Origin of the sequence: Marinobacterium aestuarii, from assembly GCF_001651805.1 — a bacterium.
Taxonomy (GTDB): domain Bacteria; phylum Pseudomonadota; class Gammaproteobacteria; order Pseudomonadales; family Balneatricaceae; genus Marinobacterium_A; species Marinobacterium_A aestuarii.
In genome coordinates, this window is sequence record NZ_CP015839.1 from 442,872 (window position 1) to 460,753 (window position 17,882).

13 protein-coding genes are annotated in these 17,882 nt (G+C 57.0%); 10 read left to right on the plus strand and 3 right to left on the minus strand.

Annotated features, from left to right (window positions below):
• Positions 1-3 precede the first annotated feature (3 nt).
• A complete protein-coding gene (argS, locus tag A8C75_RS01925) occupies positions 4-1,764 on the minus strand; it encodes an arginine--tRNA ligase (RefSeq protein ID WP_067377331.1) in 1,761 nt (586 codons plus the stop codon).
• A gap of 164 nt (positions 1,765-1,928) precedes the next feature.
• Entirely contained in the window at positions 1,929-4,139 is a 2,211-nt protein-coding gene (locus A8C75_RS01930; RefSeq protein ID WP_067377336.1) for a primosomal protein N', read from the minus strand.
• Between the two features lie 206 nt (positions 4,140-4,345).
• Here A8C75_RS01930 and rpmE point away from each other — a divergent pair, with 206 nt between their 5' ends.
• Together rpmE and A8C75_RS01940 are read left to right on the plus strand one after the other, a co-directional pair.
• Positions 4,346-4,561 (plus strand): 50S ribosomal protein L31, encoded by a 216-nt coding sequence (gene rpmE, locus A8C75_RS01935; RefSeq protein WP_067377339.1) that lies wholly within the window; start codon positions 4,346-4,348, stop codon positions 4,559-4,561.
• Positions 4,562-5,096: 535 nt separating this feature from the next.
• Entirely contained in the window at positions 5,097-6,368 is a 1,272-nt protein-coding gene (locus tag A8C75_RS01940; RefSeq protein ID WP_067377343.1) for a malic enzyme-like NAD(P)-binding protein, read from the plus strand.
• A 383-nt stretch (positions 6,369-6,751) separates the two neighbouring features.
• Here the strand turns inward: A8C75_RS01940 and A8C75_RS01945 are convergent, their stop codons facing one another.
• Positions 6,752-9,064 (minus strand): penicillin-binding protein 1A, encoded by a 2,313-nt coding sequence (locus A8C75_RS01945; protein ID WP_227819813.1) that lies wholly within the window; start codon positions 9,062-9,064, stop codon positions 6,752-6,754.
• Positions 9,065-9,278: 214 nt separating this feature from the next.
• On the opposite strand from A8C75_RS01945, the gene pilM reads away from it, so the two are divergent.
• The 8 genes from pilM (at position 9,279) to A8C75_RS01985 (ending at position 17,524) form a co-directional block, all read left to right on the plus strand.
• On the plus strand, positions 9,279-10,340 hold the full coding sequence (gene pilM, locus A8C75_RS01950) for a type IV pilus assembly protein PilM (RefSeq protein ID WP_067377349.1): 1,062 nt from the start codon (positions 9,279-9,281) through the stop codon (positions 10,338-10,340).
• Between the two features lie 9 nt (positions 10,341-10,349).
• Positions 10,350-10,901, plus strand: coding sequence for a PilN domain-containing protein (locus A8C75_RS01955; protein WP_067377351.1), 552 nt, complete (start codon positions 10,350-10,352; stop codon positions 10,899-10,901).
• Positions 10,901-11,497, plus strand: coding sequence for a type IV pilus inner membrane component PilO (locus tag A8C75_RS01960; RefSeq protein WP_067377353.1), 597 nt, complete (start codon positions 10,901-10,903; stop codon positions 11,495-11,497). The genes A8C75_RS01955 and A8C75_RS01960 overlap by 1 nt, the downstream gene beginning before the upstream one ends.
• Positions 11,481-12,053 (plus strand): pilus assembly protein PilP, encoded by a 573-nt coding sequence (locus tag A8C75_RS01965; protein WP_227819814.1) that lies wholly within the window; start codon positions 11,481-11,483, stop codon positions 12,051-12,053. Before A8C75_RS01960 ends, A8C75_RS01965 begins: the two co-directional genes overlap by 17 nt.
• A 79-nt stretch (positions 12,054-12,132) precedes the next feature.
• Positions 12,133-14,187 carry a type IV pilus secretin PilQ gene (pilQ, locus tag A8C75_RS01970; protein ID WP_227819815.1) on the plus strand — a complete coding sequence of 685 codons (2,055 nt, stop codon included), beginning with the start codon at positions 12,133-12,135 and terminating at the stop codon, positions 14,185-14,187.
• A 17-nt stretch (positions 14,188-14,204) separates the two neighbouring features.
• Positions 14,205-14,723: a shikimate kinase AroK gene (gene aroK, locus A8C75_RS01975; protein ID WP_227819816.1), complete on the plus strand. Its 519-nt coding sequence runs from the start codon at positions 14,205-14,207 to the stop codon at positions 14,721-14,723.
• A 27-nt stretch (positions 14,724-14,750) separates the two neighbouring features.
• Positions 14,751-15,839: a 3-dehydroquinate synthase gene (gene aroB, locus A8C75_RS01980; protein ID WP_067377360.1), complete on the plus strand. Its 1,089-nt coding sequence runs from the start codon at positions 14,751-14,753 to the stop codon at positions 15,837-15,839.
• Positions 15,840-15,847: 8 nt separating this feature from the next.
• Positions 15,848-17,524, plus strand: a complete 1,677-nt coding sequence (locus tag A8C75_RS01985) for an AAA family ATPase (protein WP_157890195.1) — start codon at positions 15,848-15,850, stop codon at positions 17,522-17,524.
• Positions 17,525-17,882: the final 358 nt, after the last annotated feature.

The window sequence follows — 17,882 nt, forward strand, 5'->3', positions numbered from 1 at the left end:
GGGTTACATCTGTTCCGGTGCCGATACGCCCAGCAGCTGCAGACCGTTGGCCAGAATCTGGCGTACCGCCGTGCTCAGGGTCACACGGGCGTTACGCAGATCGGCGTCGTCGATCAGCATCTTGTGGGCGTTGTAGTAGGAATGGAAGTCGTTGGCCAGTTCGCGCAGGTAGTTGGCCAGCACATGGGGCTCGTAGTTGAGCGCCGAACCCTGCAGCACTTCCGGGTATTTGCCCAGCTTGGTGATCAGGTCCTTCTCGTGCTCGGTATCCAGCAGCCCAAGGTTGGCGAGGCCTGCCGCCTGGTCCCAGGACCAGCTGGCTTCATCGAGCTTGCGCAGCACCGAGCAGACACGGGCGTGGGCATACTGAATGTAGTAGATGGGGTTGTCCTTGGACTCGGACTTGGCCAGCTCCAGATCGAAGTCCATGTGCTGCTCGGACTTGCGCGTGACATAGAAGAAGCGGCAGGCATCGTTGCCCACTTCTTCGCGCAGTTCCCGCAGGGTGACGAAGGAACCTGAGCGGGTGGACATCTGTACCCGTTCCTGGCCGCGGTACAGGATGGCGAACTGCACCAGTCGCACCACCAGTCGTTCCGGGTCGTAGCCCATGGCTTCCAGGGCCGCCTTGACGCGGGTGATATAGCCGTGGTGATCGGCACCCCAGATATTGACGACCTTGTCGAAGCCGCGCTCGAACTTGTTCATGTGGTAGGCGATATCGGAGGCGAAGTAGGTGGTCTGGCCATTGGCGCGACGCACCACGCGGTCCTTGTCGTCACCGAAGGCGGTGGAACGGAACCAGAGGTTGCCGTCCTCTTCAAACAGGTAACCCTTTTCCTGCAGCTTGTTCAGGGCGCTGTCGACATCGCCGGTATGGGTCAGGGAGCGCTCGCTGAACCACTGTTGGTACTGCACGCCGAAACCGCCGAGATCATCGCGGATGTCGCTGAGGATGGAGTCCAGGCCAGCACTGAAAACCTGCTCGTAGCCGTCATCACCCAGCAGGGCGCGGCAGCGCTCGATCAGGGCATCGATATGCAGTTCCTTGTCACCGCCGGCGGGCTCATCGGCGGGAATGTCACTGAACACGATGGCGCTGCTGTGGTGCAGCGTATCGCCCAGACGCGCGCGCAGGTCAGCGGCGATATCGTGGATGTATGCGCCCTTGTAGCCGTTGCTCGGGAAAGCGAAACTTTCGCCACAGTTTTCGAGGTAGCGCAGCCAGACGCTGGTGGCGAGGATATTCATCTGCCGCCCGGCATCGTTGACATAGTATTCGCGCTCGACCTGTACTCCGGCGGCCTCAAGCAGGTCCGATACAGTCGCACCATAGGCGGCGCCGCGACCATGACCCACATGCAGCGGGCCTGTGGGGTTGGCCGAGACGAACTCGACCTGCACGCGGCCGGCGCTGTTGGCGGGCTGGCGGCCATATTCATGACCGGCGCTGAGGATGGCTGCGACCACCTGATTGGCAACATCGGTCTTCATGTAGAAATTGATGAATCCGGGGCCGGCAATTTCGGTCTTGGCAAGCTGCGCCGAGGCGGGCAGTGCATCGAGGAGCGCCTGGGCCAGTTGTCGCGGATTTTGTCGGGCAGGCTTGGCCAGCGTCAGGGCAATGTTGGAGGCGAAGTCGCCGTGAGTTTTATCACGGGTGTTTTCCACCATGACATTGGTCTGGATATCGGCAGGCAAGGTGCCGTTTGCAATCAGTGTGGCGAGCGCAGAATCGATTAGATCCGCAATATGTTGTTTCATCAGACGTGAGTTACCGGTTCGGATTGGACAAAAATCGACCGCGCATTATCGCCTGTTGGGGCCTGCTTGTTAAGGGGCACGTAAACGGACCGGGCGGTCAATTTTTTGTAATCATGACTCTATTGGGCCGTTTTGGTGATTTTAGGCGCCGGGCCGCCCTGGGATCAGTGATTGTCGACGGGGTCTACATCCAGGCTCCAGCGCACCTGACGTGCCAGTGGTGACTGCTCCAGCAAGGGCGTGATGCTGCTCAGCAGCTGTTGCAGGGCGCGTCTGTCATGACTTTGCAATAGCAGCTGGGCGCGGAAGAATCCGGCGCGTTTTTCCATGGTGGCGGGGAAGGGGCCCAGCCAGCTGACACCCGGGAGGTTCAGTTCGCCGGACGCGAGGGCGCTGCACAGGGTGCTCAGAAAGGCTTCGGCCCGGCCGCGACGGTTGGCTTCGGCCCGCAGCAGTGCATGGTATATAAAAGGAGGCAGACCGCTGTTCTGGCGCAGCTTGAGCTCAGCCGTGGCGAAGGCCTCATAGCCCTGATTGACCAGCTGTATCAGCGTTGGATGATCGGCATGGTGTGTCTGCATCAGCACCTGCCCCGGGCGCTCGGCCCGGCCGGCTCGGCCTGCGACCTGCAGAATCAGCTGGGCGGTGCGCTCCATGCCGCGGAAATCAGCGCTGAACAGGCCCGCATCGGCATCCAGAATCACCACCAGGGTCACGGCCGGGAAGTGATGGCCCTTGGCCAGCATCTGGGTGCCGACCAGGATACAGGGGCGGCCATCGTGCACACGCTCCATGATGTCCTGCATGGCGTTGCGTCGCTGCGTGCTGTCGCGGTCGACGCGGATCACATCGGTGTCGGGGAACAGCTGTTGCAGCACGCCTTCGGTGCGTTCGGTGCCGGCGCCCTGGGGCTTGAAGTCGGACGTATGGCAGGACGGGCAGCGGTGCGGGATGGGGCGCTGATGGTCGCAATGGTGGCAGTGCAGGTGCGGCGGTGTGCGGTGCAGTGTCATGCGGGCATCGCAGCGGTCGCACTCGATCACGGTGCCGCACTGGTGACACATCAGCGCCGGTGAAAAGCCGCGTCTGTTCAGAAACAGCAGTACCTGATTGCCCTGTTGCAGCTCAATGCCGATGCGGCGCACCACTTCATCCGACAGGCCGCTGTTGAGGGGCTGCTGGCGAATGTCGTAGAGCTCGAATCCGGGTGGACGGGCGTTGCCGGCGCGCTGGTTCAGGCGCACATGGCGGTAACGCCCGCTCTGGGCGTTGTGCAGGGTTTCGAGCGACGGCGTGGCGGTGCCCAGTACCAGCGGAATGTTTTCAGCGCGGGCGCGCATCACTGCAAGGTCGCGGGCCGAGTAGCGAAAGCCATCCTGTTGCTTGAACGAAGTGTCGTGTTCTTCATCGACGATGATGATGCCGGGCGTCTTTAGGGGCGTGAACAGCGCCGAACGGGTGCCAATCACTACCCGCGCCTGGCCCGAGCGGGCCTGCAGCCAGGCGTCCAGCCGCTGGCGGTCGGTCATGTTGGAGTGCAGTACCTGGACCTCGACCTTGAAGCGGGAGCGAAAGCGGCTCACGGTTTGGGGCGTCAGGCCAATTTCCGGTACCAGCACCAGTGCCTGGCCGCCTTGGTGCAGAACACGCTCGATGGCCTGCAGATAGACTTCTGTCTTGCCGGAACCGGTGATGCCCTGCAGCAGCACAGGGTTAAAACCATCACGCTCGAAAATGGCCTCCAGCGCCTGTTGCTGCTCGGCGTTCAGGGGGAGCAGGGGCTGGCGCAGTAGCTCTGTCTGAGCGGGAGTTGCAATCGTCTCGCTGGCGACTGCTGCGCGCTCTTCGATCAAGCCTCTGTCGCTGAGCAGTTTCTGCTGCGCACTGCTGTAACCGGCACTGCGAATGGTCGGGTTATCGAGGCCCTCGGGGTGTTGCAGCAGCCACTCAAGCAGGGCTCGTTGCTTTTTGGCACGCGGTGCTACGGCGTCGCTGCTGATGCCAGGTGCCGCATGCCAGCGCAGTTGCGGGCTGGGCTGATCGCTCTCGCCCTTGCGCAGCAGTACCGGCAGTGCCTGGTGCAGGGCATCGCCTACAGGGTGCTGATAATAGTCCGCCGCCCAGCAGGCCAGCTCCAGCAGGTGGGGCGGCAAGGGCGGCGTCTGATCCAGAATTTCCAGTGCGGGCTTGAGCTTTGTCAGCGGAAACTCGGATGTTTGCGCGACTTCTATCAGTACGCCGGTGAGCTCGCGGCGGCCAAAGGGCACGCGAATACGCACGCCTATAGCGGGTATGCTTTCCAGCCCGCTGGCCGGAGGCAGGTAGTCGAACAGGCGACGCAGAGGTGTCGGCAGGGCGATGCGAAGAATTGTCATGGCGTCGGTGCTGGCTCAGAAGCTCCCTAGTTTAGGCGTAATAGAGGCTCTATTGAAGGGGGCAATTACTTGCGACAACACCGACCTATGCGTATAATCCCGCGCCTGGTTGCGGTCTAAATACCGTGGCATCATTCTATGGAACGAAGGTGCGGTGCCCGGCAGAAATGCTGATCGGGTAGCGGCACAGATTATCGAGGCTTGTTATGAAAACTGGTATCCATCCTAAGTACGAAGACGTTACCGTAACCTGCTCCTGCGGCAACGAAATGCACACACGCTCGACCATGTGCCAGAACATGCACGTCGACGTATGCAGCCAGTGCCACCCGTTCTACACGGGCAAGCAGAAAGACGCCACTACCGGTGGTCGTATCGATCGCTTCAACAAGCGTTTCGGTGGTCTCAAGCTGGCGAAGTAATTCGGCAGACATTGCCAAGAATTTTGCAAAAGGCACTCATCTGGAGTGCCTTTTTCGTTTGGGCCTAATGGCTTGTATCAGAGGAGGCAGCGTCAGCGTGGCCTCTGGGATAAAGCTGCAGTGCTTTCGGTTAGCGCACTCTGCGCGGCATTGGCTGCTTTCGGACTCTGACGCGGGCGGGCTTCTTCGTCGGGTTGGGCGGGCTCGGGGCTTGTCTTGAGCTCGATGACCGGCTGTTTTATTGCTGGATCCTGCGGTGATCCGGATGCTATTCGGCGTTGAAACGGAGCTCCTGATGGGGTCTGACATAGGCGTCAGGCGCTGGCTTTTGGGTTGGTGATTCTCGGTTAACTATTTGATAGAACTCTATAAATTATGATTTTTGGCAGTGGCGAGTCGTCATCGTCTGCGGCTTTTTGACGGCTTCAGAAAGCGTCGTTTTCATGCTGTCTGGGGGTTATTGTGGGTATAAGGTGTTTTCTATATCATTCATAACCCCTCTCATCTAATAAATCAGCCTATTGAGCCTGCAACCATGTCTGAGCAATTTAAGAAAGCCGCACTCGATTACCACGAGTTTCCCCGTCCGGGCAAGATCAGCGTAGAACTGACCACCCCTGCCGAATCCGCCCGTGATCTGGCGCTCGCATACAGCCCGGGTGTTGCCGAGCCGGTACGTGAGATCGCCAGGGATCCGGACAATGCCTACCGTTACACTGCCAAGGGCAACCTGGTGGCGGTTATTTCGAACGGTAGCGCGATTCTGGGTCTGGGTAACCTGGGACCGCTGGCCTCCAAGCCGGTTATGGAAGGCAAAGCGCTTCTGTTCAAACGATTTGCGGGAATTGATTCTGTTGATATCGAAGTCGATGCCGAGAGCCCACAGGCCTTTATCGATACCGTGGCCCGCATTGCCGAAACTTTTGGCGGAATCAACCTGGAAGACATCAAGGCACCCGAATGCTTTGAAATTGAACGCACTCTGATCGAGCGCTGCAATATTCCCGTCTTCCACGACGATCAGCACGGCACCGCGATCGTCACCGCGGCCGGCATGATCAACGCCCTGGAAATCGCCGGCAAGAAGCTGGATGAAGTCCGCATCGTCTGCCTGGGTGCCGGCGCTGCCGCATCTGCCTGCATGAAGCTGCTGATCAATATGGGCGCCAAGGTCGAAAACATCTTCATGCTCGATCGCAAGGGCGTGATTCACTCGGGTCGTGATGACCTGAGCCCGGAAAAGGCCGTGTTTGCGACTGAAACCGATCTGCGTACCCTGGATGATGCCATCGATGGTGCCGATGTATTTGTCGGTCTGTCCGGTCCGGATCTGTTCAAGCCCGAGCAGCTGGCCAAGATGGCGCCTACGCCTATCGTGTTCGCCTGCTCCAACCCGGACCCGGAAATTCACCCCGAGCTGGCCCATGCCACTCGCAGTGATGTGATCATGGCGACCGGGCGTTCCGACTTCCCCAACCAGGTGAACAACGTCCTGGGCTTCCCGTTTATTTTCCGCGGCGCGCTGGATGTACGTGCCACTGAGATCAACGAAGCCATGAAAGAAGCGGCGGTCAAGGCCCTTGCCAATCTGGCGAAGGCAGAGGTTCCGCAGGACGTGCTGACCGCCTACGAACTGGACGCACTGGAGTTCGGTCCGCAGTACATCATTCCCAAGCCCACGGACAACCGTCTGTTCGGCGCAGTATCCATGGCGGTTGCCCAGGCTGCGATTGATAGCGGCGTGGCACGTCTGCCGCTGCCGGCGCATTACCCGCTGACAAGTGTTGCTGATCTGCTGAAGAGGTAATCGTTTGCGGTGCCCGTTAACCCGGTGCAAGACTGTATCGGGTTAACAGGATGTCGCAGATGGGTGCTTTAGAGGGGTGGTTCTCTGAATTCCAGGCTCAGGCTCTGGAGTGAATTCAGTGGAATTACCCCTTTTTTATATCCAAGTCCTGGATGCCAGCTTCAGGCAAGCTTTTTCCTGCTGTGATTTTCCTGCTGTGACGGCCAGTGTCAGGCGGTGCGGTTATGCCCGCTGAGGACTGCTGTGTTCTCTGTTTGTCTTTTGCGTCGACATTGATCCGCGGTGCCTGAGTTGATTCTCAAGCGTATTGCCTTCGGCTGTACCTGCAGTTTTTGTGAGCGATAATACGGTGGATTCTGCCGCAGGGCGGTTAAAAGTCAGGCTTAGAAAATATCGTCGGTGGTGATCTGCCCAGTGCCTGCGGCGTTTTGGGTGGACCTGGCGGGTACGTCCTCGGCGCGAAACACTTCGAAAATGGCGTTTTTCTGTCCGGGGTATGCCAGCAGTCCGGTGGCCGGATCAATCTTCACGCGTACTATGCCGTCTGGCTGTACTGGGCCGTTTTCGGGTGTCTGATCCAGCGCGGTTTCCATAAAGTCGATCCAGATGGGCAGTGCTGTGGTACTGCCAAATTCGCTGCGGCCAAGGGGCGCTGGCTGGTCGAAGCCGACCCAGGTGGTAGCGACCAGGTCACGGTTAAAACCGGTGAACCAGGCATCTTTCTGATCGTTGGTGGTGCCGGTCTTGCCGGCCAGGTCATTGCGATCCAGGCTGCGTGCACGGGTCGCCGTGCCCTGGCGAATGACGTCCTGCAGCATGCTGTACATCAGGTAGGCGTTGCGCGGGTCCATGATGCGTGGGGCGCTGGGTGAGAGGCGGCTTGCGGTCGTGTCAACGCTGTCCGTGTCCTGGGTCGCATTGCAGTTGGCGCAGGGGGGATTGGCCTGGAAAATCAGGTTGCCGTGCTGGTCTTCGATGCGCTGGATAAAATAGGACGAAACCTTGTAGCCGCCATTGGCAAGCGCCGCGTAACCGGTGACGATTTCCAGCGGTGTGACGTCGGCGCTGCCGAGGGAAAGCGACAGGTTGCGAGGCAGGCGCTGCGGGTCAAAGCCAAAACCCTGGATATAGTCGATGGTGGTATCGATGCCTACTGCGCGCAGCAGGCGAATGGAAACCAGGTTGCGGGACCTGTAGAGCCCTTCGCGCAGCCGTGTAGGTCCGTAGAACCGCTCGCTGTAGTTCTGCGGCCGCCAGTCGCCCCCCAGGCTGGCGTCGTGGAATACTACGGGCGCATCGTTGATCATGCTGGCGGGGGTAAAACCGTTGTCCAGTGCGGCGGCGTAGATGAAGGGTTTGAAGTTGGAGCCCGGCTGACGGTAGGCCTGGGTGGCCCGGTTGAATTTGTTCAGGTTAAAGTTGAAACCGCCGCTGAGTGCACGAATGGCGCCGTCCTTTGGGTCGAGTGCGACAAAGGCGCCCTGGACCTGCGGCAGCTGGCTAAGGGTCCAGCTATCGGTGTCTTTATAGAGACGGACGATATCGCCGGGGGCCAGAATGTCAGCGGCTTTTTTTGGGGTCGCGCCCATTGAATTGTTGCTGCGGTACTTGCGTGCCCACTTAAGACCATCCCAGTCTACAGTAACGCTTTCGCCGTTTTTCAGGCTGGCCTGAATGTTCTTGTCGTCCACCTGGGTGACGATGGCGGGCTCAAGATTGGCATAGCTCGTCATGCTCTCAAGTTTTTGCGCGATGGCATCGGGCGTTAGAGCTGTATCGAGCTGGGACTCCGGACCTCTGTAACCGTGGCGCGTGCTGTAATCCAGCAGGCCATTTTGCAATGCATGGGTGGCCTTGGTCTGCAGTTTGCTGTCCAGGGTGGTGTAGACGCGATAGCCCTCGTTATACAGCTCTTCGTCAAAGCGTTCGAAGAGTTCGCTGCGCACCATTTCTGCCACATAGGGTGCATCCAGTTCGATGTCCGCACCGTGATAGCGGGCTGTAATGGGCGCGGCTGAGGCCTCCTCGAAAGCCTGGTCAGAAATGTAGCCCAGGCCGTGCATGCGCTGCAAAATCCAGTTGCGTCGTTCAATTGCGCGTTGCGGGTTACGGATGGGGTTGTCGGTGGAGGGGGCTTTGGGCAGGCCTGCGATGGTGGCCATTTGCGCCAATGTCAGATCCTGAATGCTGCTGCCGTAATACACGCCGGCGGCGGCTTCGATGCCGTAGGCGCGTTGTCCCAGGTATATCTTGTTGATGTAAAGTTCGAATATTTCTTCCTTGCTTAGCTCCCGCTCAATGCGCAGGGCTAGCAGGATTTCTATGAATTTTCGGTTGAACGTGCGTTCGCGGCTGAGGAAGAAATTCTTCGCCACCTGCATGGTGATGGTGGATCCGCCGCTCTGTATATGGCCACTGGTAGCCAGCTGGAATGCGGCGCGGCTCAGTCCCTTGAAGTCGATGCCGATATGCTCGAAAAAGCGGCTGTCTTCGGCGGCCTGGAAGGCGCGTACCAGGTCGGTAGGGATGCTGTCGTAGCTGACGGGTGTGCGGCGCTTTTCGCCAAATTCGGCTATCAGTTTACTGTCGCTGGAAAAAATGCGCATCGGCGTCTGAAACTGAACTTCACGCAGGCTCTCAACGTCCGGCAGCTGTGGCGCAAGAGTATAGTAGACACCAGCGACAGCCAGCAGCACGATGACGAGTCCGGCCAAAGCCAATTTTACGAATATTTTTGCCAGCGAAATCAACACGCCCATGCTACCTTTTATCAAACTATTAGTGCGTAGCTGGTAGTATATCGGTTGCATGCCCGGAGCCTCTAGCATTGCATAGTTTTATTTTCCGAGGTTTATGGCTAGAGTTGGTGAGTGCGATGGAAAACCCTGCAGTCTGCAAAGGAATACAGCAGTGTTGAGCTTGCTAGGAAACAAATCTGGAGCATGGGTCGGTGTTGACATCGGGTCATCGTCGGTCAAGTTGGTGGCGCTGTCCAAAAGTGGCGCTGAGTACTCATTAAATTCGTACGCTGTGGTCGCGTTACCGGCGTCGACTGTGGTCGATGGCAGCATTCAGCAGATTTCCGAAGTATCGGATGCGATTGAAAAGGCATTGCGTAAAATCGGTCTGAAGTTGAATTCGGCGGTGACGGCGGTTCCCTCATCGGCGGTAATCACCAAGAAATTGCAAATAAGCAACCTTTTTGACGAGTTCGAACTTGAAGAACAGGTCAAAATCGAGGCGGATCAGTTTATTCCCTACCCGCTGGATGAAGTCTCACTGGACTTTGAGGTGATAGGTCCGGTCGAAGGCGTCACGAACCTTAACGATATATTGGTGGTGGCGTGCCGGCGGGGTGATGTCGAACAGCGGGAAGAGGCCATCAATGGGGCCGGTCTCAAATGCGAGATCATAGACGTCGATACCTACGCCATGGAACGGGTCTATCCGTGCCTCGTGGGTGATTCGGTCAAACCCGGCGAGTTGGTAGGGCTGGCGGATGTTGGCGCTTCAACCCTGACGCTGAATGTTTTCAGGGATGGCGTCATTATCTACAGCCGCGAGCAGGCTTTTGGTGGTAATGATCTGGTGAATGCGATTCAGCAGCAGTACGGTATGCCGGCAGCCGATGCCGAGCAGGCGTTGCGACACAATGAGTTGAGCGACGAAATCCGGGAAATGCTGGTGATGCCATTCCGTCAGACCATTGCGCAGCAAGTCTCGCGATCCATGCAGTTTTTTTATTCCTCCGGTGTGCAGCAGCAACTGGCGCAGCTGATTATTGCCGGTGGTGCAGTATCCATTGAAGGCATAGAGCCGCTGATGGAAGCGGAAGTGGGAATACCTACCGTTGTTGCGAATCCGTTTGCAGCAATGAAAATCAGCTCTAAGCTGAACAAGCAGCGACTAGAGGCTGAGGCTCCCCTGCTAACGAAAGCCTGCGGGCTTGCGATGCGCTCATTTGATCAATAGGGATAACGTATGGCGCGGATTAACTTACGACCATGGCGCGAAGAGCGAAATGCCGCACGGCAGAAGCAATTCATTACCAATCTGTTGTTCACTGTCATTCTGGCTGGCGCAGTATCTTTTGGGATTAGCTATTATTTTGATGTGCAGATGGATCGCCAGCAGGCACGCAATAATTATCTCAAGGCTGAAATAGCCAAGCTTGACGAGAAAATTAAAGAAATACGAGAGCTGGAACGGCAGCGCGAGCGCCTGCTTGAAAGGCTAAACGCCATTCAGGAATTGCAGGGTAATCGCCCGCTGGTGGTGCGTTATTTCGATGAGCTTGTGCGAGTTTTACCCGACAAACTTTATTATTCCTCCGTATCCCGCAGTGGTGAAAGTGTTTCTGTCAATGGCCTTGCGGATCAAAACAGGGATGTATCCAATCTGATGCGTGGCATGGATTCTTCCATCTGGTTCGGTGAGCCCAGCCTGTCCCAGGTCAAAAGCGCAGGTGCGGTACGCCAGTTTGACCTGAGTGTACCCCTGACCAAACCCAAAGAAGATGGAGGGCAGCAATAATGGGTGCCCTGAGTAATGCCTTCAAAGGTTTCGATATTAATAATCTTGATGCCAATGAGGCCGGTAACTGGCCCATAGGTGTCAAGGTGATCGTTTATGTCTTTCTGTTCAGCGCCTTGGTCGGTGCGGCGATCTACTTTTATGTGAACGACCAGTACATAGCGGTTGAGCGGGAAATTGCCAAGGAGCCGCCGATTAAAAAGGAATTCCAGAATAAGGCCTTTCAGGTGGCAAACCTGCCGGCATTGCGCAAGCAGATGGCGGACGTCGAGGGGCGTTTTTCCGAACTCTTGACCCAGCTTCCAACCGACAAGGAAGTGCCGGGTCTGCTGGAGGATATTTCTGATATCGGGCGTGGCGCGGGCTTGTCGATCAACAGTATTGCGCTGCAGTCGGAGCGAAAGAGCAAGTTCTATATTGAGCTGCCCATCAATATTTCTGTTGCCGGTACCTATCATGAGCTGGGGCAATTTGTCAGCGGCGTGGCGGCAATTGACCGAATAGTGACACTGCACGACTTCAAGGTTAGTCCCGGCAGTGGATCTTTGGTGATGACAATCCAGGCGAAGACGTATCGTTATGATGACACCAAATAAGCACACAGCTGTCGCGGGCAGCACTGTCAGGGCCGGATTTATATTCCTGCTCGCAACCCTTGCCAGCGGCTGTATCTGGGTGGAAGACACCGGGGATCTGCGCTCCTACGTGCAGCAAACCCAGGCGAAACCACCCGGGAAAATAAAGCCTCTGCCCGAGTTTAAATCCTACGAGGCCTTTATTTATCAGGGTGCGAGCCTGCGTGATCCGTTCCAGCCGCTGATCGAACTGGTGGTTGAAGATGATGACCTGGGGCCAGTATCAGATCTGAAACCCGATACCGAGCGCGCTAAAACCTACCTTGAGTCCTTTCCAGTCGATGGCCTGAATATGGTGGGAACCATAACCAGTCTTAATGGTGGTAACCTCTGGGCATTGCTGAAGGACCCCAAAGGTGAAATTCATCGCGTGAGTAATGGAGACTTTATAGGTCTGGATTATGGGCAGGTGCAGGAGGTGTCCGAACTGGGTCTTGAACTTGTGGAAATTATTGAAAATGGACGGGGGGGCTGGATGAAGCGCCCGCGCGTGATCGCCTTGCCTGAAAAAGAATGATCAAAGGACAGCTAGGGTTATGAAGACATACAGCATATGCAAGGATAACTCCGTTTCGCGGGGTCTTGGGTGGCAGTTAATGCTGATACTGGCATGTTGTCTGATGGTGGTGCAGGTGCGGGCGGAAAGCGTGATGCTGAAGGACTCGTCCTTCGTCGCCTTGCCGGGGCACAAGCTGGAAGTGCGGCTGGATTTCAACATGCCGCCGCCGTCCCCGAGGGCCTACGTGATCGATAGTCCACCGCGTCTGGTGCTGGATCTTGCCGGCGCGACTAATGATCTGGGGCGGCGTCAGCTGGATATCAAGACCGGGCAGGTGGACAGTCTGAGCATGGCTGAAACAGACGGCCGCTTGCGGATCGTCGCCAATCTCAATGAAATGGTGGACTACCAGACCTATACGGAAGGTAATTCACTCTTTATGGTGTTTGGTGGTTCCGCCGGGGCCCTTGCTTCTGGCGGATTGCGGGATCGTTCTGCAAAATCGGTACAAAGTTCCAGGCCTGAGGCAGGCCCTGTGGGTACGCGAGTGCAGGGTATTGATTTTGAACGTATGGATGGTGGGCTAGGGCGCGTGCTGATCTCGATGTCCGACGACAAGTCCGGCCTTGATATCGTTGAAGAAGGCAATAATGTCGTCATCAACCTGCTGGGTGCTTCGTTGTCCGGCTCGCTTGAGCAGCGGGTTGATGTGCAGGACTTCGCCACGCCGGTCATGTTTATCGATGCCATGACCAGCGGTGCCAACACAACCATTTTGGTCAAGCCCGGTGCTGCGCCCTATGACTACATGGCCTATCAGACCGGTAATCAGCTGGTGCTGGATTTCCGTCCGATCACCTACGCTGAAGACGAGAAACGCAAGAAAGAGCGCTTTCCCTTCACCGGTGAGAAGATCGACCTGAACTTCCAGGACGTGGATATCCGCTCGATTCTGCAGATTATTGCCGAAGTTGCGGAGATGAACCTGGTGGTTGATGACAAGGTTAACGGCAACATTACCCTGCGACTCAAGAACGTGCCCTGGGATCAGGCGCTGGATCTGGTGCTGAAAACCAAAAGTCTGGCTCAGCGGGTTGTCGGCAATGTGATGCTGATCGGGCCGGCTGCCGATATTGCACAGCGTGAACTTGAAGAGGCTGAGGCACAGAAGCAGGTCAAGGAGCTTGCGCCCCTGGTAACCGAGTTTATACAGGTGGATTTTCGCAAGTCCTCCGAAATGAAGTCCCGGGTCGAGCAGGCCAAGCTGATTTCCGAGCGGGGTTTTATCATGTCGGACGATGAAACCAATGTACTGATGGTGCGTGAAACCGCGGCTCAAATCGAAGAAATCCGTGATACACTGCGGCGCTTCGACGTTGAGGTGGCGCAGATCCTGATCGAAGCGCGCATAGTATCGGCCTCCAATGATTTCCAGAAAGACCTGGGGATTCGCTGGGGTGCATCGGCGGTAGAGAATCGTAAGAACAGCTCTTTCGTTATAGATGGCGGTGCCGGGTCTGTACCTAACGGTGGATTGTCCAGTACTGACACTACGGGTAATATCGCAAATTCGAATCTGATGGTGGATCTGGGTGTAACACCACAGTCTTCCATTGTGTTTAGTTACATTCGGGATAACTTCCTGTTGTCGGCCGAACTGTCTGCGCTGCAGACTGAAGGCAAGGCGGAGATCGTCTCTCAGCCCAAGGTCATTACGACCAACGGCAAGCCTGGCTTGATCGAGTCCGGGGTGCAGATTCCGTACCAGACGGTGGAAGATGGCGAGGTCAGCATCCAGTTTGAAGATGCAACCCTGAAGCTGCAGGTGACACCGCAGCTGAATCCGGGGGATCGCATTACACTGGATCTTGATATCACTCAGGACTCTGTCGGTGCGGTGTTGCCCAACGGCGAGGTGTCGATCAACACCAACCAGCTGACTACAACGGTCAATGTGGCGGATGGCGATACAGTGGTACTCGGCGGGGTCTTCCGCAACGAGACGGTAAACAACTTGAGCAAGACACCGCTGTTGGGAGACCTTCCGGTGATAGGCAGCCTGTTTCGCAAGCGTGAACAGTCCAACACCAAGACGGAACTGTTGATCTTTATTACGCCGAAGCTGATCAGGGAGTCTCTGGCAGTTCAGTAATCGGGGTTTGGTACAATTTGAACATCTTTCTTATAGGCCCTATGGGAGCTGGAAAAAGCACCATAGGGCGTCTTCTTTCTCACGAGCTGAATCTGGAGTTTATCGACAGTGACAGGGAGATAGAGGCCCGTGCGGGGGCGAATATTCCCTGGATATTCGATGTAGAGGGGGAGGCAGGCTTCCGTGAACGTGAGGAGTCTGTCATTCACGACCTTTGCGAACGTGACAATATCGTGCTGGCAACCGGCGGCGGTGCCGTCATTCGTGAAGCCAATCGTGCCGCCCTGCAGTCCCATGGCGTTGTTATTTATCTGCATACTACTGTTGAGCAACAGCTCGAGCGCACGGCGCGGGACAAGAATCGCCCGCTGCTGCAAACCGAGAACCCCGCCGAGACATTGCAGCAGCTGCTGCGTCAGCGTGATCCCCTCTATCGGCAGACCTGTGATATAACCCTGCATACTGACAGGCGCCATCCCAAGGCCGTCGTCTCTGAAATTTTTCGTCAGTTGTCCAAGCTTGGTCTGGTCAGGTGACTCTTTCTACACAGGAGTGATTCGCGGGTGCAGAATTTAAGCGTCGATCTGGGTGAGCGCAGTTACCCTATTTACATTGGCGAAGGCTTGCTGCAGCAAAAGCTGATCGAACCTCACATTAGCGGCCGCCAGGTCTGTATCGTAACGAATGAAACTGTTGCCCCGCTTTATCTTGCCAGGGTTCAGCAGACGCTGCAGGATTATCAGGTTGATACACTGATCCTGCCGGATGGCGAGCAATACAAAACCCTGGAGCACCTCAATACGATTTTTGATCGTTTGCTTGAGCTTAGGCATAACCGCACCACCACACTGATTGCGCTCGGTGGTGGGGTGGTGGGCGATATGACCGGTTTTGCGGCGGCCTGCTATCAGCGGGGTGTGAACTTTATTCAGGTGCCGACCACGCTCTTGTCCCAGGTGGACTCTTCGGTAGGCGGCAAGACCGGCGTTAATCACCCTAAAGGCAAGAACATGATAGGGGCCTTCTACCAGCCCCAGTGCGTGCTGATCGATACCTCGGTGCTGAAAACCCTGCCTGCGCGGGAGTTGTCTGCGGGCCTTGCCGAGGTGATCAAGTATGGTCTTATTTATGATGCCGAGTTCTTCGACTGGCTTGAGTCCGTGATGCCGCGTCTGGTATCGGGTGATAGCGAGTGCCTGGCCAAAGCCATATATCGCTCCTGTGAAATCAAGGCAGAAGTCGTGGCCCAGGATGAGAAGGAATCTGGCATACGGGCTTTGCTGAATCTGGGTCATACCTTTGGGCATGCCATCGAAGCGAATCAGGGCTATGGCAACTGGCTGCACGGGGAGGCTGTGGCGGCGGGAACGCTGATGGCCGCTGACCTATCGCGCCGCCTTGGCTGGCTGAGTGAGGCGGATGTCGAGCGCATCAGCGCGATTCATCTTGCTGCCGGCCTGCCGGTGTTGCCGCCTGCGAGCATGACAGAAGATGATTTCCTGTCGCTGATGGCGGTCGACAAGAAGGTGCTTGATGGTCAGCTGCGCCTGATACTGCTTGAAGCCGTAGGCAGGGGTATAGTGACATCCGAGTTCGCACCTGAGTTGTTGCTGGAGACCCTGAGCTCGCAACTGGTTCTGGCACGGCAGTGAACGGGCAGATGCGCCAGCAGGTAGCAGCAGGAGTGGCTGCAGCGTCTTCCTCGCCCTATGTTGGCGACAATCGCGTTGAATATTTTGAGCCGCCATCGCGCCTGCAACTGCTGGATAAACTGCATCATCTGCTGCGCTTCTCTGATTTTTTGTTGGTTGTCCAAGGTGGAGCCGGCAGTGGCAAAAGCAGCCTGCTGCGACAGTTGAGGCCTCAGGCCGGCGACGGGCGTTTGTGTCACCTGGTGCTGCAGGAAAGTACGGGTACCTCGGCATTGCTGCGCCAGCTGTGTGCAGACTGTGGCCTGGATATCGCCGATTGCAGGACCGATGGACAGCTGCTGGAGCTGATTCACAGGGAAGCGCAGTATGCTCGGGACGCCGGAATACAGTGGCTGCTGCTGGTGGATGATGCCGAGAAGCTGGATGATGAAGCGCTGGAGTTGCTGATCAATTTGCAGCGAGCCGGTATTGCGTCCATCCGCACAGTTTTGGCCGGGCGCAGCATCGCGCAGCGCCTTGAGGCGACAGGTCTGGCCCAGGAGCTGGATGGGCGGATGCATAAGGAATCCCTGCAACCTTTTGACGATGATGAAGCGGGCGATTTTATACGCTTGCGCTATCCGGCACTGGAAGTACTGGACAGCCGGAAACTGCAGCAGCTGGTCAGCAGCAGCGACCGGATGCCGGGTTCACTAGAGCGGCTCGCATCCAAGGCCCTGCGGCTGAAGTCTCCAATGCCTGTGAAACCTGCGAAAGCGCCCCCTGTGCGGCGGGACAAATCAGGGCTGGTGCTGGGAGGCGCGTCCCTGATGCTGGTTGTTATCGTCGCCATGGCAGGCTGGATATACTGGCAGCCGGAGTCCGCCTCCAGCATCAGCGAGCGGGTTTCAGTGCCGCTGGCTGTGCCAGTCATAGCGGCGTCTGTGGATCAGCCGGTCACGCCGATTGATGTTATTGAAGCTAGCCCGCAGTTCACTGAGCCGTTTCCGGCTCCGGCTAAAGATGCTGTGTTGCCCGCAGAGCCTGTTGCCGATCTGGCGGTTCGCCAGGCGCTGGGTGCGGTAGTCGACTCGACCAAACTTGCAGCGCCGGTATTTTTGCCGGCATTAAGCGCGCAGGATCTATTGCCTGATGCTCACGAGACGATTCCCGTTACTCAGGCTGTTGCTCAGCCCGCTGTGCGGGGCTCAGCGCAGCCGAACTCAGACTTGCTAGAGGTGGTTGTTGCGGCAGAGCCGACTGTAGCGCCCAGGCAAGAACCGGGTATGGTTGAAGTTGCCACACGGGCTCGGCTCTCAGGTGCTGTAAAAGAAAGCGCTGGTGCGAATAGATTGCCTGTGGTGGCTAAAAGCGCGGCTAGCGCTTTGCCTCAGGCCACTGGGATGCAAAGTGAGGATGAGCTGCTGAGCTGGCCCGACAAAGGCTATACACTGCAGCTTTTGGGGGCGCGCCAGCTGGAAACCGCCCGGGATTTTATTGCTGATCAGCAGGATCCCGCTGCCTTCAATTATTTTTCCACGCTCTACAAGGGCAAGCCGTGGCACGTGGTGGTTATTGGCCGCTACGGCAGTCGAAAGGAGGCTGGCGCTGCGGTGCAGGAATTACCCAAATCATTGCAAAAGCTCAAGCCCTGGGCCCGCAGCATACAGAGCGTAAAGGCGGATATCCGCAAGACATCCCGCTAGCTTCTGTGGCGCCAGTTACTCGGAATCTACGTCTGATTCTAGTGCCCTCGGTAGGCAGGTGGAGAATATCCTTGTGGTCGAGGCTGCGTCGTTAATATTGCGGTGCAGCATTTTAAATGCCGTGATGCTTTTCTCTTGATTCCCCCGTTGTTGCTGTTATTTGCCTAGGCGGGTGAGGCTCCAAATATGACTGCAGCGTTACTTTGCTGCATATGCGTTATACTGACGTGTGCCCAAAAGCTTGCGAACCTGAAGCGGCTTGAGCCTCGTTGTAGTGATGTTTTCGAAGACCCAGGCCACTGCGCAAAATTTGTACCGAAGCACGCGGCTGTGTAGAATGATCCTCCCTTTTTGCCTG

What these genes read in the sequence shown, in the direction of transcription:
- argS (WP_067377331.1), bottom strand. Translation starts at nt 1,764, where the DNA reads ATGAAACAACATATTGCGGATCTAATCGATTCTGCGCTCGCCACACTG.
- A8C75_RS01930 (WP_067377336.1), bottom strand. Translation starts at nt 4,139, where the DNA reads ATGACAATTCTTCGCATCGCCCTGCCGACACCTCTGCGTCGCCTGTTC.
- rpmE (WP_067377339.1), top strand. Translation starts at nt 4,346, where the DNA reads ATGAAAACTGGTATCCATCCTAAGTACGAAGACGTTACCGTAACCTGC.
- A8C75_RS01940 (WP_067377343.1), top strand. Translation starts at nt 5,097, where the DNA reads ATGTCTGAGCAATTTAAGAAAGCCGCACTCGATTACCACGAGTTTCCC.
- A8C75_RS01955 (WP_067377351.1), top strand. Translation starts at nt 10,350, where the DNA reads ATGGCGCGGATTAACTTACGACCATGGCGCGAAGAGCGAAATGCCGCA.
- A8C75_RS01960 (WP_067377353.1), top strand. Translation starts at nt 10,901, where the DNA reads ATGGGTGCCCTGAGTAATGCCTTCAAAGGTTTCGATATTAATAATCTT.
- A8C75_RS01965 (WP_227819814.1), top strand. Translation starts at nt 11,481, where the DNA reads ATGATGACACCAAATAAGCACACAGCTGTCGCGGGCAGCACTGTCAGG.
- pilQ (WP_227819815.1), top strand. Translation starts at nt 12,133, where the DNA reads ATGCTGATACTGGCATGTTGTCTGATGGTGGTGCAGGTGCGGGCGGAA.
- A8C75_RS01985 (WP_157890195.1), top strand. Translation starts at nt 15,848, where the DNA reads ATGCGCCAGCAGGTAGCAGCAGGAGTGGCTGCAGCGTCTTCCTCGCCC.